The sequence below is a fragment of the Paenibacillus sabuli genome (assembly GCF_014705605.1).
Classification (GTDB): domain Bacteria; phylum Bacillota; class Bacilli; order Paenibacillales; family Paenibacillaceae; genus Paenibacillus_D; species Paenibacillus_D sabuli.
The window spans coordinates 143,233-169,924 of sequence record NZ_JACXIZ010000007.1; the positions used below are offsets into that span (position 1 = coordinate 143,233).

20 protein-coding genes and 1 pseudogene are annotated in these 26,692 nt (G+C 52.5%); 3 read left to right on the forward strand and 18 right to left on the reverse strand.

The window, feature by feature from the left end; all coding sequences use genetic code 11:
- Positions 1-90: 90 nt before the first annotated feature.
- The 6 genes and pseudogenes from IDH44_RS02435 to IDH44_RS02460 form a co-directional block, all read right to left on the reverse strand.
- A complete protein-coding gene (locus IDH44_RS02435) occupies positions 91-426 on the reverse strand; it encodes a hypothetical protein (RefSeq protein WP_190914328.1) in 336 nt (111 codons plus the stop codon).
- Positions 427-454: 28 nt separating this feature from the next.
- Positions 455-1,258, reverse strand: coding sequence for an alpha/beta fold hydrolase (locus IDH44_RS02440; RefSeq protein WP_190914330.1), 804 nt, complete (start codon positions 1,256-1,258; stop codon positions 455-457).
- A gap of 221 nt (positions 1,259-1,479) precedes the next feature.
- A pseudogene (locus tag IDH44_RS02445) lies at positions 1,480-1,632 on the reverse strand ((R)-mandelonitrile lyase); the annotation flags it as partial.
- A 192-nt stretch (positions 1,633-1,824) separates the two neighbouring features.
- Positions 1,825-2,136 carry a DUF1048 domain-containing protein gene (locus IDH44_RS02450; protein ID WP_190914331.1) on the reverse strand — a complete coding sequence of 104 codons (312 nt, stop codon included), beginning with the start codon at positions 2,134-2,136 and terminating at the stop codon, positions 1,825-1,827.
- An 11-nt stretch (positions 2,137-2,147) separates the two neighbouring features.
- A complete protein-coding gene (locus IDH44_RS02455; protein WP_190914333.1) occupies positions 2,148-2,495 on the reverse strand; it encodes a DUF1048 domain-containing protein in 348 nt (115 codons plus the stop codon).
- Positions 2,492-2,800 (reverse strand): PadR family transcriptional regulator, encoded by a 309-nt coding sequence (locus tag IDH44_RS02460; protein WP_317890096.1) that lies wholly within the window; start codon positions 2,798-2,800, stop codon positions 2,492-2,494. The genes IDH44_RS02455 and IDH44_RS02460 overlap by 4 nt, the downstream gene beginning before the upstream one ends.
- Before the next feature lie 429 nt (positions 2,801-3,229).
- On the opposite strand from IDH44_RS02460, the gene IDH44_RS02465 reads away from it, so the two are divergent.
- Positions 3,230-3,412 (forward strand): hypothetical protein, encoded by a 183-nt coding sequence (locus tag IDH44_RS02465; protein WP_190914337.1) that lies wholly within the window; start codon positions 3,230-3,232, stop codon positions 3,410-3,412.
- 435 nt (positions 3,413-3,847) lie between these two features.
- On the forward strand, positions 3,848-4,000 hold the full coding sequence (locus IDH44_RS02470; protein ID WP_190914339.1) for a hypothetical protein: 153 nt from the start codon (positions 3,848-3,850) through the stop codon (positions 3,998-4,000).
- Positions 4,001-4,005: 5 nt separating this feature from the next.
- On the opposite strand, the gene IDH44_RS02475 is transcribed toward IDH44_RS02470, so the two are convergent.
- The 8 genes from IDH44_RS02475 to IDH44_RS02510 form a co-directional block, all read right to left on the reverse strand.
- The gene (locus IDH44_RS02475) at positions 4,006-4,896 is read right to left on the reverse strand and encodes a carbohydrate ABC transporter permease (protein ID WP_190914341.1); all 891 of its coding nucleotides are present in this window, start codon (positions 4,894-4,896) and stop codon (positions 4,006-4,008) included.
- Positions 4,897-4,907: 11 nt separating this feature from the next.
- A complete protein-coding gene (locus tag IDH44_RS02480; RefSeq protein ID WP_190914343.1) occupies positions 4,908-5,834 on the reverse strand; it encodes an ABC transporter permease in 927 nt (308 codons plus the stop codon).
- A 68-nt stretch (positions 5,835-5,902) separates the two neighbouring features.
- Positions 5,903-7,552, reverse strand: a complete 1,650-nt coding sequence (locus tag IDH44_RS02485; protein WP_190914346.1) for a type 2 periplasmic-binding domain-containing protein — start codon at positions 7,550-7,552, stop codon at positions 5,903-5,905.
- A 164-nt stretch (positions 7,553-7,716) separates the two neighbouring features.
- On the reverse strand, positions 7,717-10,008 hold the full coding sequence (locus tag IDH44_RS02490) for a helix-turn-helix domain-containing protein (RefSeq protein WP_223869317.1): 2,292 nt from the start codon (positions 10,006-10,008) through the stop codon (positions 7,717-7,719).
- 182 nt (positions 10,009-10,190) lie between these two features.
- Positions 10,191-11,663 carry a sulfatase family protein gene (locus tag IDH44_RS02495; RefSeq protein WP_317890094.1) on the reverse strand — a complete coding sequence of 491 codons (1,473 nt, stop codon included), beginning with the start codon at positions 11,661-11,663 and terminating at the stop codon, positions 10,191-10,193.
- 39 nt (positions 11,664-11,702) lie between these two features.
- Entirely contained in the window at positions 11,703-15,602 is a 3,900-nt protein-coding gene (locus IDH44_RS02500; RefSeq protein WP_190914352.1) for an Ig-like domain-containing protein, read from the reverse strand.
- Positions 15,603-15,801: 199 nt separating this feature from the next.
- Positions 15,802-17,280, reverse strand: a complete 1,479-nt coding sequence (locus IDH44_RS02505) for a sulfatase-like hydrolase/transferase (RefSeq protein WP_190914354.1) — start codon at positions 17,278-17,280, stop codon at positions 15,802-15,804.
- Between the two features lie 308 nt (positions 17,281-17,588).
- Positions 17,589-17,891, reverse strand: coding sequence for a Dabb family protein (locus IDH44_RS02510; RefSeq protein ID WP_190914356.1), 303 nt, complete (start codon positions 17,889-17,891; stop codon positions 17,589-17,591).
- A gap of 340 nt (positions 17,892-18,231) precedes the next feature.
- Between IDH44_RS02510 and IDH44_RS02515 the strand changes: the two genes are divergently transcribed.
- Positions 18,232-20,931: a DUF1349 domain-containing protein gene (locus IDH44_RS02515; protein ID WP_190914358.1), complete on the forward strand. Its 2,700-nt coding sequence runs from the start codon at positions 18,232-18,234 to the stop codon at positions 20,929-20,931.
- Positions 20,932-21,123: 192 nt separating this feature from the next.
- On the opposite strand, the gene IDH44_RS02520 is transcribed toward IDH44_RS02515, so the two are convergent.
- The 4 genes from IDH44_RS02520 to IDH44_RS02535 form a co-directional block, all read right to left on the reverse strand.
- Positions 21,124-22,572 carry a helix-turn-helix domain-containing protein gene (locus IDH44_RS02520; protein ID WP_190914360.1) on the reverse strand — a complete coding sequence of 483 codons (1,449 nt, stop codon included), beginning with the start codon at positions 22,570-22,572 and terminating at the stop codon, positions 21,124-21,126.
- Between the two features lie 317 nt (positions 22,573-22,889).
- Positions 22,890-23,243 carry a hypothetical protein gene (locus IDH44_RS27525; protein ID WP_190914362.1) on the reverse strand — a complete coding sequence of 118 codons (354 nt, stop codon included), beginning with the start codon at positions 23,241-23,243 and terminating at the stop codon, positions 22,890-22,892.
- 24 nt (positions 23,244-23,267) lie between these two features.
- Positions 23,268-24,908: a response regulator transcription factor gene (locus IDH44_RS02530; protein ID WP_190914364.1), complete on the reverse strand. Its 1,641-nt coding sequence runs from the start codon at positions 24,906-24,908 to the stop codon at positions 23,268-23,270.
- Positions 24,908-26,671 (reverse strand): sensor histidine kinase, encoded by a 1,764-nt coding sequence (locus tag IDH44_RS02535; RefSeq protein WP_190914366.1) that lies wholly within the window; start codon positions 26,669-26,671, stop codon positions 24,908-24,910. Before IDH44_RS02535 ends, IDH44_RS02530 begins: the two co-directional genes overlap by 1 nt.
- Positions 26,672-26,692 lie beyond the last annotated feature (21 nt).

Consider the following 26,692-nt stretch of genomic DNA (forward strand, 5'->3'; position numbering starts at 1 on the left):
TTTCCACGCTCTTCAAAAAAAATACGGCTTGTCTCCATCGGCCTATCGCAAGAAAGCGGCCATGGAAGACGCACCGTAAGTTCTGGTTCTTCATTCCGACAGGTCGAGCGCGAGATGGTATGCCGACCGGGCGGCGAGCCCCCTTTGTTCCGCCGCGTGCAGGCGCGCGGCCTGCACGCGCGCCTGCAGCACCCGACCCTCCGTCGTGCGCAGGGCGAGATGCATCCGCTCCACCTTGCCGTCGATCCGCAGGCGCGGCAGCATGCTCAAGTGAAAAAGCACGCTGGCGGCCTTGGTCAGAATCGATTCGAATTGACAGCCAATCAGGCCCTGGTAGGTGTAGCCGAGCGTACCGGCGAGGGCTTCGTCCACCTCGATAATGTCGCACTCCTCGGATAGCGTCAATCGTTGCTGCCCTTGTGTCATATTCGCTGCGATCTCCTTGGCGCTTCCATCAGGAAGCATTCAGATAGGTCCGGATCAATCGGGACGTCTCTTCGGGATGACTGACGTGGGGGCAATGACCGGTCGCTTCCATAAATTGCAGCTCGCTGCCCCGGAGCTGGTCGTGTACGTAGGCCCCGACCTCGAGCGGCGTAATCAAGTCCTGACTGCTCTGCAGGATCAGGCTCGGCACCGTGACCCGGGCCAGATCGGCGCGATTGTCCGACATGAATGTCGCGCGCGCAAACTGCCGGGCGATCTGCGGATCGAGCGAACAGAAGCTGTGCCCCAGCTCGCGCGCCAGCTCCGGCCGCTCCGGATTGCCCATCACCAGCGGCGCGAGGTAATCTGCCCAATCGACATGATTGCGCTCCATCAATTCAAGCAACTGCTCGATATCCTCGCGCTCGAAGCCCCCAATATAATCCGTTCCGTCGTTGATATAGCGCGGAGAAGGCCCGAGCAGCACCAGATGACGGAAGCAGTCCGCCCGGAGCGAGGCCAAGAGCCCGACCATAGCGCCGACGGAGTGGCCGACGAGGATCGCATTCTCGATGTGCAGCGCCTCGCAGATGTCCAGCACATCCTGCACATAGCCGTCCAGCGATTGGTACCGCTCTGCGGTGTAGGCGCTTTTGTCCGAGCGCCCGGTCCCGACATAATCGAACCGTACGACCCGATATTCGGCCTCAAAGGCCGGCGCCACGAAGCGCCACATATTCTGATCGCAGCCGAAGCCGGGCGCGAAGAGCATCGTTTGCTCGCCTGCTCCTGTCACGTTCACATTGTTGCGTCTCAATACGACTTCATTCATCGCAATGCCCCTTTCCACGGCCCGCATCGTCCGGCTCGGGCCCATATCGTCAATCTGCACTATCGCTCATTATACCATATTCGCGAGACGCACCAAGGGAGCGACGGGATCAGGACAGGTCGACGCCCCGCCTAGGCTTCAGCCGAGGCGGGGCGTCGCGTAAGGGACTAGGCGTTATTCTGTGCTAAAGCCCGATTGTCTGTTCGTTCTGAGCGGGTCGGTTACCCTTGGTATTCTTCGTCGCTGACCTGCTCCAACCATTCCACGCCCTTACCGTCAAGACGCTCCTGAATGGCCGTGTGCGTCATCGAGGTTGTCGGTGAAGCGCCGTGCCAATGTTTCTCGCCGGGCGGAAACCAGACCACATCGCCGGGAGAATTGAATAAAGAGGTATTGAAGAGGTGAAGGCGTGTTGCTGCAGTATGCCAATTGCAGGCGTAATTGTAATGGGGTGATGGATCGGCAAACAGCATGCCTGATCCGCCGGAAGGGGGTGGCCCGGCAGGTCGGCATGCTGTTTTCAAGTGAAGGAGTGCGGGGCGCAGCTCCCACGACTGGAGTATCGCTCAGGTCCGGTCAATTGATTCTTGATACAAGTCGGCATATGTTTTGGAGTCTTTAATGAGGTCGTCGCAGAACGCCGCCACGTCCTTGCCTGTCACATCGAGCACCTTATCGCCTCTTGCCGCCCCCTCCTCAAAGAGGTCGACCAGCCCCGCGAGCAAGCCGGTCCCTTCCGTCAGTTCCACAGGGCCGACCTTAAAGAAGTACTTTTGGATTTCCCGATACACAATCTGATAATCCTGTGGGAGTGCCTTGACACGCGCCATGTGCGCACGCCATGCTTTTTTGCCTTCTATGTGTCCGCGCAGGTTCATTTTTACCCCTCCTATTCGCCCAACTTTTTTGCAATGGCTTCATTAAGCTGCTTGCGCCACTTGTCGCGAACGGACTTGGCGCCGTCTTCGCCAACCAATGCCCTGCAAAAGCCTTTGATATCGTCCCCCAATACCTCCTGGGCCCGCTGACCGTCCGCCGCCGTCTCCTCAAGCAGCCCGAGCACCCCTTCCAGAATGGGCATGAGATTGCGACCGGTAAAATCGGAATGCGGCCACAGGTTGGCATTGATTTCATTCCAGGCCGCTTGATAATCCGCCGGCAGCGTTTTTACGCGCGCTTCGAATGCTTTGAAAGCCGCCGTCATATCGCTGCCTGTGAGTTCCTCCCACAGCTTCATGCTTTTCGCTCCTTTATATCGTTCATTTTGGAGGACAGAAACGTCCATCTTTCCCAGAACTTTTGAAGCTCCTCGCGCCCGGCGTCGTTGATCGCAAAAAACTTCCGCGGCGGCCCCATTTCCGATGGCTTTTTCGTCGTTTCCACCAGTTTGTTCCTTTCAAGCCGAATCAGAATGGTGTATACTGTGCCCTCCACCACATCAGCGAAGCCGAGCGCATTCAGACGCCGCGTAATTTCATAGCCATACGTTTCCTGGCGGCTGATCAACTCCAGCACGCATCCCTCAAGCACGCCTTTGAGCATTTCCGTTAAGTTTTCCAAATCCTACTCACCTCTGCGATTGCGTTCGATAATGATTCTTTTCTGGTACCAAGCAATACTTACTACATGTATAAAGTATCACAGAGTAGTGAGAATGTCAATTTATTTGGATAAGAATCATATGTGTACAAGATTGGGAATAACCCTCTTTATCATGTGGATATTCTGTTGATATCTCTAATCATTTTGTTGATAAGTTGTTGATTAACAGGCTCGATCTAGAGTTGAATTGAAATTCACGAGAACTGTTGTGAATAAATACCTTGAAGCATTGCATCAGGCGCAAATCAGCACAGGTTTGATCTCGTATCATTTTTCCGGCAAGGGAGACCTGATGAAAACGACGTTAATGTAACTGGTGGAGCGCGAGCGCGCCTTTATCAAGGAACAGGTGGACGCGGGCGGACCTGCTTGAGGAAGCTCATTGTCTTTATTGAAGCAAGCCTGGCTTACCACCGTAGCCATCGCCAGGCTTACAACGCCATGCTGGAAATTGTTTTTAATGCCCGCACGCCGGACAATGTCCCTTATTATCTGGTCGAAATTCAAGGGAAAGATGAATTACATACCGTTCTGAAAATTCCGACGACCTGAACCTCGTCTCACGTAAGGGGAATGTGACCTTGTCGGCGGACCCGGCGTTCGGCGGATTCTTCGACCTGCAGACGGCTTCCGGGCGCATTGCGGCTCCCGATGCGCCGCAAGCAACGATGGATAGGATTAAGGTGCGGACCGATTCCGGTGATATTCGAATTCGATAAATCGGGTCTGTATGAGGAAAGGAAGGAATGTCCATGCCTGGCCTGATTGGCCGCGGCAAACGTGCGCTGCGAATAAAAAAAGTAAAAGCGGGCGACGGCCATCCATTAAAAGCCTACCGATGGTGGCATCTGTTCACCCGCTCCTTATTCCATCTCGATATCGTCAACATTCAGTGCGTTGATCGGGGGCGCGGCCATCTTCACCTTGCTCGCATCCTTTGCTGTGAACGCGCCTCAGCTTCTCGAAACGATCACCGAGATTCCTTGGGTGGCCGACAACCTGGGCCGGTTCGAATCTCCGATCTCCCTCCCGGCTCCGGTCAATTATGCGATCGTAGGCGCAGGCCTATTGGCCGGCTACGAGCGCGCACTCATGTTTCGCAGCCATTGGCTGCTGGATGCGATGGATCGGCTGGGGTAGATCCCTCATCCCTTGATGGCCCCGATCATGACGCCTTTGACAAAATATTTTTGAAGAAAAGGGTAGATGAACAAAATGGGAAGCGTCGTGACGATGACTGTCGCATACTTGATCGTTTCGCCAATCGAATACGTATCCGACCCGCTTCCCGCCCCCTGCGACATCGCTGATGTGTTGTTCTGAATGAGGATTTCTCTTAAAATTAATTGCACCGGATACAACTCGCGGTCTCTCAAAAAAATAACGGCCTGGAACCAGGCATTCCAATGCTGCACGCCATAAAACAAAAGCATGACCGAAATGACCGACATCGACAACGGCAGCACAATCCGAGCCAAAATGAACGGCTCGCTGGCGCCGTCAATCCTGGCGCTCTCAATCAGTTCCTCCGGTATGGCGGCAAAGGAAGTGCGCATAATGATCAGATTCCATGTATTAATGGCCGTCGGTAAAATCAGCGCGAGCAGATTGTCGCCCAGATGGAGCGTCTTGGTGACGAGCAAAAAGACGGGGATGATGCCGCCCGAGAAGAACATGGTAAAGACAATGCCAAGCATGATCGGCGTAGCCAGCTTCACATTCTTTCGTGACAAGCCATACGCCCCCAGCGAGGTCAGCGCCAGATTCAGGGCCGTGCCGCCTACCACGATAATTAACGTGTTCCGGTAGCCTTGCAGGATATTCGGATTGGAGAAGACCGCCTTGTAAGAAGAAAAATCCAACCCTAACGGATGCAGCAAGATCCCTGAATGCGCCATGAATGCATTCGCCTCGCTCAAAGAAGCAAACACCACATAAGCAAAAGGATACAAGCAAGCCAGGATCAAGATGGACAACCCTACATAATTGAAAACATCAAATAGTCGTTCTCCCTTGCTGTCATGGCGTGATGCCATCGTGTTCCCTCCTACCATAAGCTCGTTTCGTTCACCTTGCGGCTGATCCAGTTGGCCAAGATGAGCAACGCAAAGTTCAAGGCCGACTGGAATAATCCAACTGCGGTGGCATAGCTGAATTCGAAGCTGCCGCTCAAGCCTACCCGGTATACATAAGTGTTGATGACATCCGCCGTCTCATACGTGTTCGGATTATACATCAAAACTATTTTTTCAAATCCAATCGTCATAAATTTCCCCATATTTAAAATGAACATGATGACGATGATCGGCATTATGCCCGGAATAGTCACATGCAGCGCCTTCTTCCAGCGCCCGGCTCCGTCAATGGTTGCCGCTTCATATTGTTCAGTGCTTATCCCGCTCAGAGCGGCCAAATAAACGATCGATCCCCAACCAATCTGCTGCCAGATTTCGGATGCGACGAATATAGCGCGAAAATTTTCGGGAAAGGCCAACAGCGAAGCCTGGCTCGAACCGCCGAAATGCGATAATAATTGCGTAATAAATCCATTGCGCTCGGTAAACTGCACAATCATCCCCACCACAACGACGACGGAGATAAAATGAGGCAGATAGGTAATGCTCTGCACCGTTCGTTTGAATGGATTGGACGTGACTTCATTGAGCAACAAGGCCAGTAGAATCGGGGCCGGAAACGCAAAAATCAGCAAATAAAAATTAATAACAAACGTATTCTTCATCACGCGCCAAAAATAGATACTGGAAAAGAAGTCGTTAAAATGACTAACCCCCACCCATTCGCTTCCCCAAATGCCTCTGCCGACATTAAAATCCTTGAATGCAATAACCGCGCCGTACATCGGTCCGTACTCAAATATGACGTAGAAAGCAATAACCGGGAACAGCATCAAGTAAATGGCTTTGTTCCGAATCATATCCTTTCGCAAGCTCGAACCTATCGATTCCCTCATCATTGAATCACCTTTCTGTTGGCTGACGGTTGAAAGAAGCGCCCAAGCGCTTCTTTCGCCGTATCGCTCGATTATCGCACTTGATAACGATCCAATTGATTCTGTTTCAATTCAGTCAGTCGATCCACGTCCAATTGATTCAGTGTCGCCAAGTATTCATCGAACCTGTCCAACGATTCGGCGCCCATGATGAACTTGGTGTACATTTCTTTCACGTACGTTTGAATATTGGCATTGAGTTTCGCCATTTCCTTCGCTTCGTCGGCCGTCGGCACCAGTCCCTTCGGCAATGCGTTTTGGACGTTATTGTCCGCATATTTCCCGAATATTTGCACAGCCTCTTTTTGCTGGTCCATCTGATAATATTGCTCCAGATAGGCCGGGAGGTTCTGTATACCCGGCGCCGGCTTGTTGGTTCTCATATGCTTGGACATCGCAAGCGCAATCGACAAGCCTTCGGGATTGTCCAAAATCTCGTCCGTATAGGTCGGATAATCGCCAACCATCGTATAGGTTTGTCCCTCTACGCCAAAGCTTTTCAGCAATTGTCCTTCCTCGGAAAACCAGTAATCGAACCATTGGACCGTCTCGACCGGATTTTCGTTCGCCGACGTCAGATAGGCGCTATTTCCAGGCTGATAGATCGCCGCGGCATTGATAAATTGAGGCTCATCGCCTTGCTTCAACACCGGGTATTGCACCGCAACCAAATTAAAATTCTCATTCTTTTCCTTCCCGGCCGGGTTGTATTGCCCCATCCCTCCGCCGATATACCCGTAAATCCCTGCAGCTTCTTCCTGCAAAACTTTGGCGTCCATCGTTTTCTGATCGATCGTGGAGAAGTCCGGATCCAGCAATCCATCCTCATACCAACTATGCATTCTCGTCAAGTACGCCTTGTATTCCGGCTGCATAGGGCCGTACAAAACCGTCCCGTTATTTTGATAGAAGCCCTGGTCATCGAAAACTTGTATGCCATAAGCCCAGGCAAAGACATCGGGCATCCATTGCAATTTCGCATACGGCGCATCCAGCCCCTTCTCTTGCTTCAGCACGGTTAGTATGTTCTCCCAGTCGTCGACCGTTTCCGGAAGGCTCAAATGGTATTCGTCAAGCCAGTCCTTGCGCATCATCGGACCGCCAAACGAACGATAGGTCGAATCGGACAGCGACGGGATGTTATAGATCGTTCCGCTATCGGTTTTGATTTCCTTGGCGTGATCCGGGTGCTCCTCCAAGTATGACTTGAGATTGGGGGCATATTCGTCGATCAAATCGTTCAATGGAATAATCACGCCGTCTTCGATCGCTTTATCCGGTCCACCGGGATATTTATTCAAAAAGTCATATTCAATCACATCCGGCAGCTCCTGACTGGCCATCATCAGATTGAATTGCTCATCCTCGCTTCCCGCAGCCGGATGCTCAAATTTTACATTTACGTGACTTTCTTCATTTCTGACCTTGTACATGGTAATCTCATTGAAGTTCTTTACGACAGTTCCAACATCGGCCGGAAGCGGCGCCCAGTATGTGAGCGCAATCGCTTGTTGATTGTCGCCTTGACCCGAAGACGCTGCATTCGATGCGGCATTGTTGCCATGATTCGAATCACGGGTTCCAGGACCCGCGTCATTATTGCTGCTGCATCCGGCGATTGCAGTCGCCATCAGCAACGCCGATGCCATCCGAAGCGCTCTGTTTCTGTTTTTCATCCCCATTTGAAAATTGCCTCCTTGTGAAAGATCGAACATCTGGCAGGTTCATGTCTAAGTGTAGGAGAACCGATCCCCTTCGGTAAATCTTCAATTCCTCGGTTTATCACCAAAAACAGTTATCGGGCATCATCAACATTGGACATGATCGCAATTTACCCGATTCGTGTTCATTCATGGCTCTCCCTGTACTTCCCGGGCGTAATGCCTTCATATTTTTTGAATGTGCGGATAAATGCATTGCTGTTGTAAAAACCGATTTCATTCGCAATTTCCTTGATGGTCTTGTCGGATCCGAGCAGCCGGGACTTGGCCGCCTGCAGCCGCACCCGATGAATGGCGTCCAGAATACCGGCCTCGTGATATTTCCGAAAATATTTCGACAAATACACAGGATCCTTATGAAAGTACTCTGCTATGGACGATACGCTCAGCTCATTGTCGGCATACCGCTCCTCAATGAAGGACAGCACCCGATTTTTCAGTTCTTCGTCGCCGCCCGATTTTCTATCTTGAATAAAATCGGTCATTTGCTTGAGTAATTGAAGCAATTGAGCTTGCATATCCACAATCGTCCGGCAATGAATGAGATCGTTAACCGTTCGATTCACAAGCTCCTCTTTGTTCATTTGAATCTCCGTTGTTGCCTTGATAATGGTGGAGGTAATGTCAAACATAAAGCATTTCACCACTTCAATCGAAACATTATCGGCCGAGCTGAACAATCCCACCAGTTGGTTGACCAGCTTTTTGGCGCTCTCGTAATCGCCTGCCTTGATATAATTGACGAGCCATTGCTCCTGCTCAAGCGAGTAAAAATAATCGGGCTCGGATGTTTTAAAGCTCTCAAAGTCGATCATTTGCGAGTGGCCCAGTAAGAATTTGTATTCCATGGCCTGCATCGCTTCTTCGTAAGCGCCTGGAATACTTAGCACGGTCTGATGAAGTCCGCTGTACGATACGGAATATTGGATGCGAAAGCGTGTCTGAATAAATTTATGCGACTCCTTCAGCTTCGCGATAATCTGATCCCTGCCATTGGCGGCAAGCCCTTCGCGGCTTGGCGCCACATTGATGAGTCCCACCAGCAAGTCGCCAACTTCAAACGTCATCTGCCGGCACACCGGGCTCAGCCACTCCCCCGTAATGTTGCTGAGAATCAGCCGCACCAGCGCCCAGTCCCGGTCGCCATCCTCTTGGTCGCCGCCAAGATCCAGCTCGTAGTCCTCGACATACATTACGAAGATCATAAAGTCCTCCGACACGAGCTCGAAATCCATCCCGCTGAGGACATCCTCCAGCATCTCCTTGTTGTCGAGCCGTCCCTTAATTACACGTTCGAACAGATGAGATTCTATGACCTTCCTCTGCCGGTGCAGACGCTGATTCGCAGCCAGATTCTCCTGCAGGGTCTCACCTAGCATCGACTCGATCAACTCCCACTCGTTGTCCGGGCCTTCTCTTCCCGTTTGCTTGTTTTTCGCCAACAAAGACATGATGCTTCGGACTGGCTTATATTGCTTGCGCACCAGCCAGCCTACCATCAGCAGGCCCAGGACAATCGACAAGCCGAGACCGATCATTGCGGTTTTGTTAATCGCTCGCAGCTTTTGCTTGAATACGCTCTCGGGAATGACACTGACATAGGTAAACGGGGTATTGTTGGATTTGATATACGATACTGCATAATGATCGGTGTAAAAGGTCTTCGTATCCGACATGAGTTGAGCAGCCTCGAAGGGTAGCGGCTTCGATTCGGAGGACAGCATGGTTCTGTTCTGTTCATTCAGAATATAGACAATTCCGTTGTAGGTTTCCTGAAAATATTCGAAATATGACTGGACGCTCTTGTTGTCCAGCACCGTGGCAATGGTGACATCGGTCTCGCTCCTCTGCCTGAACGGCAAGCTTTGCTTGTAGAAAATGAATGGGCTTCCATCCGTTTTCTCGAGCGCCTCGTATCCGGACCGGGCAGACCCGATCAGGTCGCCCCACTTCTTGGCATCGAGATCCAAATCATTCAGAAAGACCGGAATGAGCGTGCTCCTGTATCGGTTATTGGAAGAGAGGACGAGATCCAGATGATGAAAATAAACAAAAAAATCTTCCACCATGGAATTGGCCGTTTTATACATTTTAAAATCATCCAGGAGCTCCAGAAGCATATACTCGTCCCCGGGACTTAAGGATGCTTGTTTGCTGACCAGCATCTGGATTTTGGGATTAAAAGCGACTTGGGTCGCCAGCTTTTCCATCTCATTCAACTGACTGTCGAAGGTATCCTTCATTTCCTTCAGAATCATGGCACTCGATTCGTTCATCTGCTCCCTGACGATTTTCTCGGAATCTTGATACAAATAGAGCGCAAATACGATTGGAATAATGAGAACAATCAGATACGAGATCGACCATTTTAGTGTCACGCTTTGATTTCGGAACAATAGCCAAAATTTTTTATTCATCACGATGCCCACATCCCCCTGATACGGCTAATCTCTATTTTGTCGATCCGGTCATCCAATCAACCCGCTTAGTTTAACACTAGCGGAAACGAGTCGCTCTCGTAAATCATCTTTTTTGGAAAAGATCATCAAAACCAGTCGGGACCTCCGCATAATGGAGATCCCGACTGGTTTAAATCTCTTTATTTGTTGCTATAGAACGGGCCATACTGATTGATAAAGCTATCGTATAGATTCGTCGGCAACCGGAGCAAATCGCCCGTGCGCTCCATATGCGCGGTTAAGTCAACCAATAGTCGCGCGGCCAATTCCCGCCTGCCGACCTCGAAAATCAGATTCTCCTGCTCCATAGGATCGTTCGACAGGTCATACAGCTCAAGGAATATCTCATCCTTGAACCAATCGACAATTAATTTGTCGCAGCCTTGTACAAGGCATCGTTGAAAGTTGCCTCTTGCGCCGTTGCCGTCGAATTGAATATACACATTCCGGGGTTCGGAGCGCGAGCTTCCATTCACGACAGGCATCAGTGACTTTCCCGAAACCCCCTCGGGAATCGGCGCGCCGAGATAGTCGCACAGGGTAGGAAACACATCGATTGCGCTCACCGGCTCATCCGAACCGCGATCGCCATACCGGCTGCGATCTTCTCGCGGAAACTTGATGCCGAGCGGAACGCGCGTGGCCTCCTCGTACATGCACATTTTTTGCCATAATCCGTGGGAGCCCAGCATTTCTCCATGATCGCTCGTGAATACGATCAGGGTATCGTCGTACATAGCCTGCCGCTTCAATTCTTCCACAAGCCGGCCTACGCAATCATCCAGCAACGAGACTAGGCCAAGATACGTCTTCCAAATCTCGCCCCAATCTTCTCTCGTATATCGGCTGCCGATAGCGCCGGTCAGATTATATAGCTGCAGCGGCGACTGCTTGGCCGACCAACGCCCGACATTTTCCGGAAGAACAATTTCTTTCCGTCTGAATTTGGAATACCAGGGCTCCGGAATGTCCAGCGGCGGATGGGGAGCCAGGAACATGGCGTTGAGCAGCAACGGTCGGCTCCTGTCCCGGTCGCGAATGGCTTCCACGGCCGTATTCAGAATATAGCCGTCGAAGAAATAATCAATGCCTTCTTCATAGCACCCTGTGGCCGGTATCGAATATTTCTTTAGCCTTGTGGTTGTCCCGAACGCCATTTCCGGCACGATGCCCCGGAACCGCTCGCCTCCCGGAGCGCGCCTGCCATGCTCACGTAAGAAAGGCCCGTATTCTTCTTCGCTGTTCCTCCACTTGGTGGGCGAATTCGCCAAGCGGTCAATGGCGTCAACTGTCAGGAAGTGCTGCTTGCCGACATGCCGGCTATCCCAATTCTCTTCTAGATGCTGATATAAATTCGGGATGCCGGACGCCACGAGTCCATGCCCCTTCTCCGCCAATGTCCAGGGATTGATGACACAGCCTGTCTCATTCGGATAGCGCCCGGTAAAAAACGAGCCTCGAGCCGGCACGCATAACGGCGAAGCGCAATAGGCGCGCCGAAAGCGAAAGCTTTCCGAAAAAAGTCGGGAAATATGCGGCGTAATCTCCGGCGACAGGACATCTTCTCGCAACTGGTCGGCCATGATGATCACAACATGCGGTCGATGATTCACTCGTATTCCTCCCCCTACCTCCCCCGATGTTCTCGGCATCTATTGCAACTGATAGACAGCCAGCTCCTTGATGCTGTTCCAGGTGTTCACGCTATTCCCATAGCCGATAATGCGGATATATCTGGCACAAGCCTCATCGAACGTGTACAGTTCGGCATCCGCGGATCGGCCGCTGCTCTCTCCCTCGTACACCGTCTGCCAGGTGACGGCATCCTGCGAAATCTGAATATCGAACCATGTCTTGCGGACATCTCCGCTGAGCCACGCTGTGCTGAGCGCATTGACGACGCGCTCCTGTCCCAGATCGAGCTGAATCCATTGGCCGTTCCCGCTTGCGGACCAGCGCGTTGCCAGATTGCCGTCCACGACATTTTCGGGAATGTGGCCCTCAGCGTATTGCGCATCGCTGGCAATGGCCTGCACGACCGTCCACGCGGTTGCCGATGCAGGCACGCCGATTTGAATTTCCCGCTTGAAGGACACGTAATAGCGCGTCTCGTCCTCGTCCGGATCCGCAGGGATGACCTGGACGACCGCAGTCCCCGGCAAGCCTTCTGCCTGCGTAATCGTCACCTGGTCTCCCGCTGACTGTGGTGCGGCAGTGACAAGCGGCGGCTGATCCTCTCCTGCCGGAAGTGTCGCCTCATACACGAATTGATCCGACGAGAAATTCGGCAGCGTCTGTCCATTCAGTTGAAGCGACTGAAGCCGGGCGGCTGATCGATTCGATATCGCCCAATCCTCCAGTGGAAGAACCGGTTCATTCGGTTGATCAGGCGCATAGCCCGCCAGATATGGTGTAAATGAAACCGAAATCGTCGGGTTCACGGCATCCTCCAAGTGAATGGCCAGCTTGCTGATCCCCACGATGCTGTCATTCTCCGCCGGATTGGGCGAGCTCGGCAACGGTGCGGCCTCCATCAGGCTGAACACGGCATTCGTCGGAGACTGTATCCGGACCTGCAGCCGCTTGTTTCCTTTCTTCAGGATAGCCGTTCGACCGTCTTGTCCGATGTCCACTTGGGATGCGGCAGTATGCATGAACCACCAGATATCCGAGGGCTGCAGCGTTTGGATCTCATCTTGAATCAGCACCCGGCGCCGATGATCGAGCAGCGCCACCCCTCGCTGGGCCGCCAAGACCTGATCCCCGTAGGCAGGCGTCAGATCCACGATCGTATATGCTTCTTCCGGCCCGTATACGGATTGGGTAATGCCTGATACCGCATAAGGGTCCTGGTCTGCCCCCGCGTCAGGATTCACTACGATCGTGTTGTGGCCTTCCGCTCGTTTTTTGTAATAGGTCCATCTGGTCGCCTCTTCGTCGAAGCTCCACAAGTCAGAGGAGCCATAGGTCTGTACCCCGAGATCCATCGCCCATCTGACGCCGAGCGCATCGAGCACGAACGACCCGATATCCAGATCGCCGTGACTGGACTGGTTATCGCCACCCTTCACGCCGACGAACAGGGCATTGTCGTGCCCCCATGTGCTTCGCATCGAGGCGACTTCTTCCCCCCCTGCGAAATGCTTGTCCAGGGCGATTCCGGCATCTTCCGGAGTCAGGTAGTTCTCGGGCTTCGCCCATAGCAAGCCTTTCACGCCGATTCTCGGATTTTGCAGTGTGAAGCCTCCAAGCACAGGCAGATTGTAACGGTTCGCTATCCAGTAATTCTCGTCCTTGTACAGACCGGATGGATCGGCATCGCTGTAATTAAAGACGCTCCCCGTCGGAGACGTCATATACAACGGATAGAAGCCGGCCTGCGCCATTCCTTCCTTGTCCGTAAAGCCGTAGTCGCTCCCAAGAGCGGTCTCCAGCGAGGCGAACAGATCCACCGCATATTGCATCGCGTAATTCCAATACATCGGCCCTTCTGCCGAGGCCCCGTCAGGCGCATACTGGTCCAGATGCTCCTGGACGGATTGCAGCGCCGCCTCCATAATTTCCTTCGAAATGGCAGGCGCCTCATCGGCAATCGCCAGCGCTGACATCGCCAGCGCACTGTTGACAACCGCGTTCTTGTTGTTCGGCGAGTTGAACCAGCCTCGTTCGATTCCCGTGGCGGGCTGCTTCAGATAGACCTTCAACGCCGGCTCGAATGCCTGATCCGATATCGCCGAGTACAGCGCTTCTCTCTGCTGCTCGGTCCAAGCCTCGTAGAACCAGTCATACGCAATCGCATAGGCGAAGGACAATTCAGCCGTAGCCAGAAATTGAGGCGGATTCCAATCGGCAAACGCGTTCGTAACCTGAAGGTCCTGCCAGGCTCTGTTCACGTAGACGCTGTCGCCGGTCATCTGGTACATGAAGCCCCAATGCAGCATTCGATCCAATTCGACCCTGCTGACACTGTTAAGGAAATTGCCGTTCCCGTTCGTCTGTGAAGTATCGTATACCGGCAAAGGATCTTGCAGCATGCCGTCGGCTTTCTGCTCAATCTGCGCATACCATTGCTGGAACACCGGGTCCGAGGCAATCCTTTGGCGAATTGCGTCGAAGTCATCGCGCGTTGCCAAGAGACGCGGATGCTCGCCCACAGCGTGCTGCTGACGCAGATCGGCCATTACCGTATCGCCTGACGGTCCGATGAACAAGGTGATTGCCACCAGCGTATGACCGCCCTGCGAATCGGATACATCGATCTGGAATTGGTCCTTCCCGACCGAGCCCTCTGAGATGAATGTCCACTGTCCGTCCTCCAGCAAGGTCGCCGAGCCCTTCCCCGGGGCCTGCGCGATGGCGTAGGATAGGGCATCCCCTTCAATATCCTCGGCATATACCTGCCCGCTGACCGTCCCGAATTCGGTCAAGGTAAACTGCGCGTCCTCTGCCAGAGGCGCATCATTCACAGGCAGGATCGTGAGCTGGACTTGTACCGTGCCGAAGCCCCCGGCCTGGTCGGAATAAGCCGCAGTGAACGCATCCGTCCCGCTAATATTGCTGTCTGGGCGGTATACCCATGTCCCATTCTCGGCCAATACGGCTTCTCCATGCTCGGGCCATGCCAGCATTTCATACGTCAACGGGGCGCCTCCCTCGCTATATGGCTCCAGCGCCCCCTGAACAGCCGTGTCCTCGTCAGTCGTTACGTCCGGACTCGCCTGCTCCAATTCATAGGACCCGCCTATCACCACGAGGCAGCTCTCACGCACCTCTCCAGAGGAGGCTGTAATGAGCGCGATCCCGTTTTGCTGCGCGGTCACAACACCCCCATTGACAACCGCTACGTCCGGATTGGAGGTCGTCCAGGTTATCTCCTGATCGGTCGCATTGCCGGGTGTGACATTCGCCTGTATGTGCGCCGTGTCGCCGGTATCCAGTGAGAGACTGACAGGATTCAGCGCGATTCCCGTAACCGGGATATATTCGGACAGGGAGAGTCCGTCGAGCCAGTACGCGCCTTTCCAGGAGAAGTAAGGATTAAGCTGCATGCGGATTGCATCCTCCGGAACCTGGAAATGCGTTTTCACAAATCGCCAATCCTCCGTTCCCCTCAGACTGGTGCCCGGCAATTGAACCGTTTCCTTGCTGCCGTCGCTGCTAACGTAAGTCGTTCGCACATAGAATTCCGCGTTTTCGTTTAGCGGCTCCATTTTTAACCAGAATGCGAGCTGATACATGGAACCGCCTTGTACCCCAACATTTTGAATCGCCCCTGCCGTCTTGTCCGTCAATACGACCTTCAGCGACGCCTCTCCTTCCTGATATACGGCCTCATCCACGGTGATTTCGGCAGACTGTCCCCATGGCGTCCACCCGCTCGTGCCGGCTTCGAATCCGCCGTTTTGCAACAGGTTCCCGCCGCCCGAGCTGGCCGCCGCGCTGGGCGCATGGACGAATAGCTGCAGTCCGAGCATACAGCATTGCAGGACGAGTACGGACAGCATCCCCCTCGCCACGACGTTCATCAACCGATTCAATGGATTCGCTTTCATCTTTTTCCTCCCTCTCATTTGGATTGCATTTCAGGATCGGTTCATCCAGCCTCCATTCTAAGAGAGGAATTTATACGGTGTAAATCGCGGAATTTTTCTTGGCATCATCAATTTATGAGCGGGTGGTCATCATTTACAAGGGGGGATCATCAAAAAACAGGAGACTGCGAACAGTCCCCCGTTGCCGAGCGAATCCAGCTTATGAATGCGTCGCGAACGCCACGCCTGGGCCATACGGCGCCAAGGCAACCATCACATACGGATTAATGCACACATCGTCAACCTTCCTCGCGAAGGACCACAGTTGTTCGGAGAGCGAGCGCACCACCGGCTCATACTCCGCTTGCCCGAATCGATTGCAGGTCTCGTGAGGATCCTCTCGCAGGTCGTAGAGCTCTTCATAATCGAAGCCGTTATAGACGAATTTCCATTCCTTCGTCATGATCGAGCGCTGGATGCCATATAGCTCGTTGCCGTTGGATTGCGTAAAGACGGCCTCCCGCCAAGCCTCCGGCCGATCGTTCCGAATGAATGGTATCAGACTGCTGCCCGCGAAGACGCGATCCGTCTCAATGGAAGCCGCCTCCAGGAATGTCGGCGCAAAGTCCGCCAAATTGACGAATTCGTCAACGACCCTTCCCGGGTCCTTCACTTCGGCGGGCCACCGGATGACAGCCGGAATGTGGTAGGCGCCGCGGAAGCATGGGAGCCCCTTGCACCATAAGCCGTGCTCCGCCATATAATCGCCATGATCTGATAGATACAAGACCAGCGTATTCGCCGCTTCGCCGGAGCGCTCCAGCTCGTCCAACACCTGTCCGAACAAGTCGTCTTCGTACGTGCAGAACGCAAGGTAGTGGCGGATCGCCTCCTTATGCTCGCGCTCGGTCAACTGGTCGAAGCGACCGCGGGTTTTGCGGTACAAGCCGGGCTTGTCCTCCATGCGGTCGTAGAAGCTCGGCGGCAGCTCGATATCGTCAATCGCATACTGATCGAGATAGCGCTGCGGGACGAAATACGGATCATGCGGGCCAAGCGTGCCGGCGTAGAGGCACCAGGGGCGGCGGGCAGATTCGGAGCCAAGCTGGCGCAGCGAGGCGATCGCTTCCTCGACCGTCGCGCGATCGTTGAACGGATCCTCGTGCACGCCGTAATGCGTATAGGTGTCGTAGCCGTTGCGCATGATCTCGCCATCCTTGCGTTCGTCAGACTCGACTAGTGTCTCACCCCCTGCATATCGCGACCATTCTCCGGTATGCGGGCGCGCATGCCGATAACCTTCGACTGACGCGGCGGGTTCGTTGAAGCCGCGGTGCTCGGGACCCTCCGTCGCGCTGACATGCCATTTGCCATGGTAGCGCAGCTCGTATCCGTCGTCCCGTAGATCCTCGCTCCACAAGCGAACGCCCTCGTACAGACCGCGAGACAGGGTGTTGCCTACATCCACATTATTCCATACGCCGTGCTGCGATGGATAGAGTCCGGAGAAGAACGTGGCGCGCGAAGGGCAGCAATGCGGCGATATCGTATACGCATTGGAGAAGGTCACGCCTGCTTGGCAGAACCTATCGAGATTCGGCGTCTTTGCTTTTCCGTACGGCGGAATCGTATCGGCTCTTTGCTGATCGCTCATGAAAATCAGGATATTCGGTTTGCGCTGATCCGCATGTGTTGTCATTCTTATCCTCCCCAATCGTAAAATAGACCGTTGTCCGAACCTGCCAGATTCGATGTAATAATTTTCACATAGAGGCCGTGCACATGGCAAGCTTTAATCCCATTTCGGCAAGGGATAACCGATCATATTCGAAAAAAAATGTAGATGTCAAGAAAGAATGCCCAGTTCTTTAGTCGTATAGCTTGGACTGGGAGCCGGAAACGAAAACAGTCATCGGCGACAACAAACGGTTTCACATCGAGCTACAGCTCGGAAGTGAGACGGCAGCCTGGGCGGCTGCCGTCTTCTATGTTGACGAACGTATACGACTAGATCTTCGGGTAATCGACAACGACAACATTATCCAGCATACCGTCGAGCGATGCCACAAACTGCTGGTGGGCAGGATGCGGTCCATAGGAACGCAGCGATTCGAGGCTATCAAAGGTTACCCTCAACCCAAGCGTGTAGCCATGAATGTTGTCCGTCTCCTCCGTGACGTTGATGCCTGCGCTTATATCAATGATGCCGGGAATCCGTCCCCGGAACCCCAGCAATTGATCCAGTAATTCCTGCTGCTTGCCGGGGATAATGTCGGTGTTGAATTTAAAAACGACAAGATGTTCGTACATCGCTTTCTCCCTCCATATTTAAAAATTCACATTAGCTTCATTGTACACGATCGATCAGGCAATTTTTTATTTTTTATGAGGCGGTACTTTTTTCGTCATTCAGGCTTATCGAATACTTGCAAGTGAACGAGAACTTGATGACAAAACTCCTACTGTCATACGACCATTTTCAAACTGTAAATTCCAGTGAATTGAATTATGATGTAGGGGAGCAAGCGCGAGCGCTCATTGATGCAGCGGTTCATGACAAAATCCATTGGCAAAGGAGGATCGCTTCGTAACTATCATCGTAAATTGATACCGCTTTCATCTCGATCAAATGATATTGGAGGCTAATCAAATGAAACAAAGAATGCCGGTTCACCGATTTCTGCTAGCTTGGGTATTGCTGCTCAGCCTGATTATAACACCCTCCTTTTCCCCTTCCGCATATGCAGCGGTTCCATCCGGATGGAACAGTCAAGATATCGGCAGCGTCGGCCTTGCGGGAAGCACTTCTTATTCCGGCGGAGTGTTTACCCTCGCAGGCTCGGGGACGGATATTGTCGGTTCCAGCGATCAATTCCATTTTGCCTACTATGCCTTGACCGGCGACGGCTCCATTACAGCGCGAATTGTATCTCAGCAAAACACGCACGCATGGGCGAAAGCCGGCGTTATGATGCGCGATTCACTGACGCCAAACTCCGCTTTCATCGCTCAACTCGCGACCCCAACGCACGGAGTGCGCTCCGCCTATCGAACGACTGCCTATGGAGGGGTAAGCGATTCGTCCGCGTCGGCAACCGCAACCGTTCCTGTGTGGCTCAAAATTACCCGCTCGGGCAATACGTTCACAACCTATTTGTCCGCCGACGGCGTGAATTGGGGCTCTGCCACTGCTACACAAACCATTGCCATGGCCACGACCATTTATGTCGGGTTGGCCGTTACCTCGCATAATAATTCGGCGACCGGAGAGGCGACGTTCTCTAATGTATCCAATCCAAGTGGAGGCGGAGGGGACCCGGGACCTGGGCCGGGACCCGGACCGGGAGAAGGTTCCGGCTTGCCCAAAACCTTTCTGAATCGCTCCATGGGCATCAACCTGGATAATCCGCGGGATTCAAGCAACTTGAAGCTCTTTGCCAATGCATTCAAAACGATTCGCTTCGGCTCGCCTTCCAATCCGACGGACAACACCAACATCTTCGACAGTAATGGCGATCCCAATCAAGATTTCTCCATTCTCCTCTGGGACGGAAATGGCTACATGAGCGATACCGAAGGCAGCTACGCGATTCAATTCAACGGGCAGGCTACTGTATCCATCACAATTGGAAACGCATCGCTCTCAGCAATAAGCTATAACGCGTCAACAAATACAAGCACAGGGGTTCTGACCGTTCATGTCAACAGCACTGTAGCATTAAGATTTCTCAACACGAAGCGCACTTCATCCAGCTCTACAAATACGGGGATTACCAATGTAAAAATCATGCGGCCGATCTCCAAGGGCTCTACGACCAGCTATCCGACTTCAGCCGTATTCACCAATCCGATCGTCTCACTGATTGCCAATAATTTCGATGCGATCCGCTATATGGACTTCACAGCGACCAATGGGAAAACCTCCGAAGCGCAGTGGTCTGATCGCGTCCGGCCTGCGCTAATACAAACGCTAAAAGGCACAACCGGAACTGGCTGGCAAGGAAGAGGCGGCTCATGGGAATACGCGGTCATGCTGAGCAACGCAACGAATACGGATATGTGGATCAATGTGCCGGTAGCAGCTGACGACGATTACCTCACTAAATTGGCACAGCTGATCAAATACGGCTCCGACGGCGTCAATCCATATACAAGTGTACAGAGCAACCCTATTTACCCTCCGCTTAACAGTTCGTTGAATGTATATGTGGAGTATGCAAATGAACTCTGGAATTATGCGAGCGCATTCAGTCACTCCAATTGGAATATGAACGCGGCTGTCGCTGAAGTCAGCGCGGGGGGGTCCAACCTTAATTATGATGGGATGACGAGCACCTATCAGCTGGGCTGGCGCAGACAAGCACGCCGCACGGTTGAAATCAGCAATGCGTTCCGCTCCGTATTCGGCGACAGCGCGATGATGAGCCGCGTGCGGCCCGTGCTGGAATGGAAGCAAGCCAATAATCAGGATACCGCCGGCGTCATGCTTAATTTCCTGGATAACTGGTACAACAACGCAGACGGCAATCATGTGGCGAATCCACGTGCGGTGAATGATTATATCTGGGGAGGCAGCGGATCAGCGTATTACAATCCGGACAACTCCAGCGACACATTGACATTATCCAATATATGGACATCGAAGTCCTTTAATCCGGCAACCTGGATCAATGGGCAAACGATCGACGCCTCCTATGCCGCCGCTTTCGGCCTGCATAGAACCGCTTATGAAGGCGGCCCTTCCATGGATTACTCGGGCCACAGCGAGGCTGTGAAGGAACAGGCCTGGAATCATTCCGGAATGAAGACCAATATAGTCGACCATCAGAACACCTGGGAAAATGCAGGCGGCGAGCTGCTGATGTACTTCAACCTTACCGGCTCCAGCTACACGCGATATTATGAATGGGAATTCGTTAAAAATATGCTTGACCCAATCAATACATCGCCGAAAATGCAAGGCATTCAGCAACTAATTGCCGCCGCGAAGCAGCCGGTCACCATCGGCGCATCGATGCCCGGTTCAATAAACGGAAACAACTGGAGCGCCATAAACCGCAGCTGGGGTACGCCAGGCAGTGGATCGCTGAATCTTAACGGCAACGATCTGCGCTGGGCGGCATACAACTTCAAGGGCTCCGGCAATCGTGCGGCCAAGGTCGACTACTCGTCAGGAGGCGCTGCAACGGCCCGCGTCTACGTCGACGGCAATCTCGCCGGCACCATTACGACCAGTGGCGGGGCCGGTTCATTCACCGCCACCAGTCAATTGTTCAACGATGGCCTTCACAGTGTTCGCGTCGTTGTCACATCCGGTTCCTTAAGCATTGTCAATGTATCGATGAACTAGCCGAGGTGAAGCGGCTGCGCCGTCCTATGACGACGGGTCGCGGTACATTACGGGAAATATAGAAAGTGCGATAAAACCATATACGTTCCTATATTTCAAAAAAGGTACGAAGCGGAGAATTACCCGCTTCGTACCTTCATAAGGTTGCAACGCATGACTACGCTTGCGGCCCGGCCCTGTCCTGCTGCTGATTCAGCATAAGAATGCTCCCATTTTATCCAAAGCGTCTTTACGATATTCAGAGGGGAGGAGTCCTGTCTCTTGCCGAAACATTTTACTGAAATATTTTTCGTCTCTGAAACCGATGGATTCGGCGATCGCATAGATCGGGAGCTTGGACTTCCCTGCCAGCAATTGCTTGGCTTTGCCCATCTGAAGAGTCCGCATCGTTTGATGAAAGGAGCTTCCGGTTACTCGTTTGAAGATTTTACTGAAGTAGCCTCGGCTCAAGCTGACATGATCTGCAACCTGCCCTTGAGTGATGCCCATCGCGAGGCCTTCCTCCATCTTGATCAATGCCTTCAAAATACAGGTGAACACTTCGTTCGAAATATGATGCCAATGGATGGTTTGCTGGCACACACTTCGCCAATAGCGGAGATTGTTCTCCATCTCTTCCCAGAAGTATATGTTGTCCGTTAAGACGCGTACGTGTTCCTCCGCTTCCGCACGAATCCATGTCGTCCATACCTGCAATGTATGCTGCATGCGACACAAAAGCTGCTCCTTCGGATGTCGTCTGCGCTTAACCTCCCGCATCAGCGCTTCAAAGCTGCAATCATCAAGCACCCAGGCACATAACGCCCACTGATTCCACAAATCGGTCAGGCTTCTGGACGCATTAGCCGCCGTTTGCCGCTTGCGTACATTCACCAGTGAACAGCAGGGCGTCTTTGTCCAGGAGGCGTAGTCATAGAACATATCGTGCGTTGCAAAATGCCGCAATAGCGACACCACCGTTTCATGAGCATAATTCCCGTCATTTACGATCCTGTACGCAATAAACTTGCCGGAATCCGCCGATGTCACCCATTCCAGCAGCCGTTCTTCCGTATCAGCAGCATCGGGCACTTCGGCATACCAGCACGTATCCGTAATCCGTTGCCAAGGGAGCCTGTCATTGTTCATCAATAGACCAAATGAGCTTGCTTCCTCGTCCGGCGACGTCGGACAAATGAGCAGTCCATGAATCGGGCGTAGCGGCGCGACTCCCGGAGCGGGCAGACTTGCAACCAGGTATTCTTGGCTGGATCGTTCTCTTGATAGTCTCCTGGCGGCGCGATGAAGCATATCCAACAGCACATCCCGCTGGAATCCTTTCATGACAACGTAATCAATCGCCCCCAGGCGCATCGAGGACACAGCCGTTTTCATATCCTCCCGACGGGAAAGAACCACTACTCGAACATGAGCGAAGGCTTGATAAATTTCCTTGAGCAGCGCCATGCCGGACAACGCCGTTGCCGGTCTGGAGAGATCAATCAGCGCCAGCTCAACCTTGCGGCACTGAAGCAAATCCATTGCTTCCATGCCGTGCCGCGCCTCGCCTGCCAGTTGAAACCCTCCGGCCTCCTTATATATTGCATGAATAAGATTCTGCCTTAACGCAAGATCTTCACTTACAATGAGTACCCGGTACAATCCCCGTCCTCCCTTCGCGTGTCCGCAGCGGCCCGTCGATATGGAATCCCCCCTCCCCGCCATTGGCAGTAATTCAAATTCGGGTGGTTCGACCCTGACCCATCGGTGTTGACGCCTCTATCACATTCAATTGACCGCATTCAGCCTTTAATATGCGCTGTCAGTCACTCCATAACGCTTCAACATGGTTTCCTGGCGTTTCTAAATTCTGCCCGGCGCGACTCAAAAGCCGCTTGGTTGCCGCCTACCATGTGCCTGTAACCAACGCCCCAATCCAAAGGGAACAGTTTCATTATAAAAAGCTTTGTAGTAGAGAACTAGAAGATAATAGTGACTTCCATTAACTTATAACAACTTTCTGCTAAGAACAGCGTGTTGCTTAAGCCTCCCTGAACGCGTGCCTGAGAATTTACAATGTGGGGATTCGTCCGAATACCAGAATTCTGCTCACAAAGGGAAAGACGGCTGCCTGAGCGACTGCCGTCTTCTCTTTTGACGAACGTATAAAACAAAATTTCCGACGCGGTTCTGATCGACACGATGCCGTTCAAAAGAAGGGCAGCTTCATCAACTCGGCAACGATCTTCGCCGCCTCTGCGCGATTCATCGGCACGTGCGGCTGCAGCGACCCGGTTCCGCGCCCATTGAATATCGCACTGTTGATTACTCAATCCATGAAGCCTTGCACTTTGTCGTTATAAGTCCCGCGTGCGCCCCGCGATTCCCCGCTGAGCCGCCTCGCGATATTCAATCGGCGTAACTCCCGTATTTTTCTGGAAAAACCGGGTGAAATACGGCGGTTCCAGTCCAACCTCCCTCGCTATTTCATGGATCTTCTTCTCATTCGTCTGAAGAAGCGCTTTCGCCCGTCCGAGTCTCGCTTCCATAATATAATCGGATGGCGCTTTCCCCGTTGCCTGTTTGTACAGCCTGCATAAATATTTGGGATTCAAGTACACTTCGCGTCCAATTCTGCCGAGGGATAGATCGCCGCCGATATTCGCGTCAATGTAAGCATGTACGCGCTCAATCACTGTGCTCGTCTTGGCATGCCGATCCTTCGCCATGTGCTCGAACATCGCATCCGACAACCGCTTCAGATAACGAAAGGCATTCGTTCGGCATGTATGAGCCCCCGCTTCCATAAGCCGGGACGGTTTGTAATCTCCGCTGAGCAAGCTGTCCATACGCAGCCGGTTCATCTGGGAGAACAGCATGGTCGCCAACGTATAGTAGGTTTCCAGATACAGATGCTGCGGAATTCGTTCGGATGAAATGGCTACCTCCTCGTACAAACGCTCGAACTCCTGGCTTTGCCCTACCTCCAGATAATAGGACAAAGTGTCGGTTTTCTTAAGAAGCAGTCTATGCGCAGAAGCAGCCTTCTCTTCCCGCTCGCATGAATTCGCTTTCAACATGACGGACGAATCCCCCGAGCCGTGTCCGAAGAGCATGCTGAAGGTCAATTCCTCATAACGATTCGGCAGCTTTTCCCAATGAACGGGCTCGGAAGCTACCGCTAGTGATAAAGTCAACTTAAGCAGGTTGGAGCAGGTTTCCTGAACTTCGTACAAATAACCTGCAACGAATTGAATCAATTCATCATAGTCATTGCTTTCCGTATTCGGCTGAATGAGCCAGAAGAAGCGATTTACATCAAATTGGATAAATTCGAAATGTACTTTGCGCCCAAGAAACTCCTCCGTAATGTTGCCGATCGCATACATGAGCAGAGTCTGATCGGACAAATCGGGAACATTCCATTGATCGATGCGTCCCGCGCCGAGCAGCACAGGAAGAGATGGATTGAATTGGACGCCCAACTCTTCGAAACGTTTCGTTCTCACATTCTCCGACAACCCGCTCTTCACTATGGTCAGAAACAATTCCCTCCGCAGAAGCGGCTGGGCTGCCTGAAGCTTCGCACGGGCGCTTCGAATGAAATCCTCCTGCCGATAATCTTCTTCAATGCTTATAATCGCCTTGTGGATCGCTTCGTATATCGCCTCGTAGCCTTCCGATTTCAGAATATAATCAAAGCTGCCTTTACGAACTGCGAATTGAATATAATCGAATTCGTTATAACCGGTCAGGAAGAGAAAGCGGCACCGCGGCCAGCGATCGCATATAATCTTCTGAAGCTCCAGGCCGGACATGCCGGGCATCTGGATATCGCTCAGCACAATATCGATTTTGGTCTCGGACATTCTTGCGATAGCTTCGGAGGCATTCTTGGCCGTGTACACATCCAACTCGTATATCCCCCACTCTTTCATCCGATTCGACATGGCAGTCAATATATACAGTTCGTCATCCACAATCAGGATCGTGTACATCACGTCACCTCGCTAATCTTCGAATGTTCGGAATGGTCTTCGGTCAAAGGGATACGAAGCTCGACCCGCAGCCCTCCCCGCTCCCCGGAAGTCAGCGTCGCGCCGCTGCCTTCTCCGTATTTCAGAAGCAGGCGAGAGTGGACATTAATAAGCCCTGTACTTTCGGCAAGCTCCGTGTGAATCCGAAGGCTTTCCTGCAGCTCCGCCAGCCGCAGCTTCGTCATTTGATCTCCGTTGTCCTCGACCCGAATGACAAAAATGTCATCCTCGAGCATAAAACCGATCTTTATTTGTCCTTCCTTCTCCATGGGCTCAACACCATATTTGAAGGCGTTCTCTACCAGCGGCTGCAGCATAATTCTCGGCACCATCAGATCCCGGCAACTCTCAGGCATTTCCCCAATCTCTACCGTTATCCGATCGCCGAATCGAATCAATTGTATCTGGATATAGGCAGAAGTAAAGGCAAGCTCCTCATTCAGGCTGACTTCATCTCTTCCGTGTCTGGTAATAAAATGAAAGTACCTGCCTAAATGCCGGGTAAATACCTTCAGCTTAGGCAGATCCTCTACCTCGGCCATCTCGTTCAGGATGAAGAAGGAATTATACAAGAAGTGCGGGTTGATCTGGGATTGCAGCAGCTTGAGCTCGGAGCGCTGCAATCGGTACTGGTGCTCGTATATTTCCCGGATCAACTTTTTCAACTGAACGATCATGGAATTGAATTGCGTATACAAGTATTTAAATTCATCATTGCTTCTACGCCCCACGATAATGTCGAGGTTGCCCTTCTCCACGCTTCGGAAGGCGACGACGATTTTTTTCAGCGGCTCGTGAATTAATTTGATTAATCCGATCGAGAACGATGCGATTACGAGCAATGATACGACAAACAGCACCAATAGCCAATATTTAAACCTCTGCAGCGGGCCGAGCGTCACATGCTCGGGTTCGATCATCATAAGCGCCATCGGCACATTGGCCGCAGTCTCCCAGGCAAGGATGACCTTGATCTCATCTATTCGCTCCGCCCGAAAGCCCTCGCTGCCCGATGTCAGCCAATCCGGAGGCGCATTGTCCGCGAATCGCGAATCGCTTAAGCTGATATTGGATACTGCCCATTCCGTATCCGTACCGATAAGCACTACTTCCGTTGTGGCACTGCCAAACTGTCGAAGCTCCTCCTGGATGAACGCCTTGGACAAGCGATTAACGAGCAGGAAGTTCGGCTCATGGGCAAGTCCCGGGGCAGGATAGCGCTGAATCATAAATAATTCGCCCTCATACAGAACAATCGACGCCGGATGTTCGCAATAGTGTTCATCAAGACGGGTATAGAACCCCTCGCTGTCATTATCGTAATAGCTGCCTGTGGATACGCTGGCGCCGATAGCCGGAATATATACGCTTGTTTCCGCAATATATTTACTGGAGTGCTGCATCAGGCTCAGACGCTCATATACTCTTTGAATCGCTTGCGTCCGCTGCAAATCGCTCAAAGCCGGATTCCATACGCTCAAGTCGCTCAAATCGCGATCCAGCACATATTCTTGTTGAAGAACGCCGATCCGTTTGATTTCGCGTTCCAGCGAATCCACATAGAAGTGCACCTTGGTGCGCATCGATTCCGAAATTTCGCTTCGCACGGCATCGGCTCCCTGCTCATAAAGCAAGTATCCGATAGCAAATAATGGCGCGATTACCAGAAGAAATGCGCCAAGCAGCTTATGAAATATTGTAAGTCGCATCGTGAAGCCGGCCAAAGCGCTCTCCCCCGTCTGGTC

Excerpts from the sequence above, each read along its gene's own strand:
- IDH44_RS02435 (WP_190914328.1), bottom strand. The coding sequence starts at position 426 with ATGACACAAGGGCAGCAACGATTGACGCTATCCGAGGAGTGCGACATT.
- IDH44_RS02440 (WP_190914330.1), bottom strand. The coding sequence starts at position 1,258 with ATGAATGAAGTCGTATTGAGACGCAACAATGTGAACGTGACAGGAGCA.
- IDH44_RS02450 (WP_190914331.1), bottom strand. The coding sequence starts at position 2,136 with ATGAACCTGCGCGGACACATAGAAGGCAAAAAAGCATGGCGTGCGCAC.
- IDH44_RS02455 (WP_190914333.1), bottom strand. The coding sequence starts at position 2,495 with ATGAAGCTGTGGGAGGAACTCACAGGCAGCGATATGACGGCGGCTTTC.
- IDH44_RS02460 (WP_317890096.1), bottom strand. The coding sequence starts at position 2,800 with ATGCTCAAAGGCGTGCTTGAGGGATGCGTGCTGGAGTTGATCAGCCGC.
- IDH44_RS02475 (WP_190914341.1), bottom strand. The coding sequence starts at position 4,896 with ATGGCATCACGCCATGACAGCAAGGGAGAACGACTATTTGATGTTTTC.
- IDH44_RS02480 (WP_190914343.1), bottom strand. The coding sequence starts at position 5,834 with ATGATGAGGGAATCGATAGGTTCGAGCTTGCGAAAGGATATGATTCGG.
- IDH44_RS02485 (WP_190914346.1), bottom strand. The coding sequence starts at position 7,552 with ATGGGGATGAAAAACAGAAACAGAGCGCTTCGGATGGCATCGGCGTTG.
- IDH44_RS02490 (WP_223869317.1), bottom strand. The coding sequence starts at position 10,008 with ATGAATAAAAAATTTTGGCTATTGTTCCGAAATCAAAGCGTGACACTA.
- IDH44_RS02500 (WP_190914352.1), bottom strand. The coding sequence starts at position 15,602 with ATGAAAGCGAATCCATTGAATCGGTTGATGAACGTCGTGGCGAGGGGG.
- IDH44_RS02505 (WP_190914354.1), bottom strand. The coding sequence starts at position 17,280 with ATGACAACACATGCGGATCAGCGCAAACCGAATATCCTGATTTTCATG.
- IDH44_RS02510 (WP_190914356.1), bottom strand. The coding sequence starts at position 17,891 with ATGTACGAACATCTTGTCGTTTTTAAATTCAACACCGACATTATCCCC.
- IDH44_RS02515 (WP_190914358.1), top strand. The coding sequence starts at position 18,232 with ATGAAACAAAGAATGCCGGTTCACCGATTTCTGCTAGCTTGGGTATTG.
- IDH44_RS02530 (WP_190914364.1), bottom strand. The coding sequence starts at position 24,908 with ATGTACACGATCCTGATTGTGGATGACGAACTGTATATATTGACTGCC.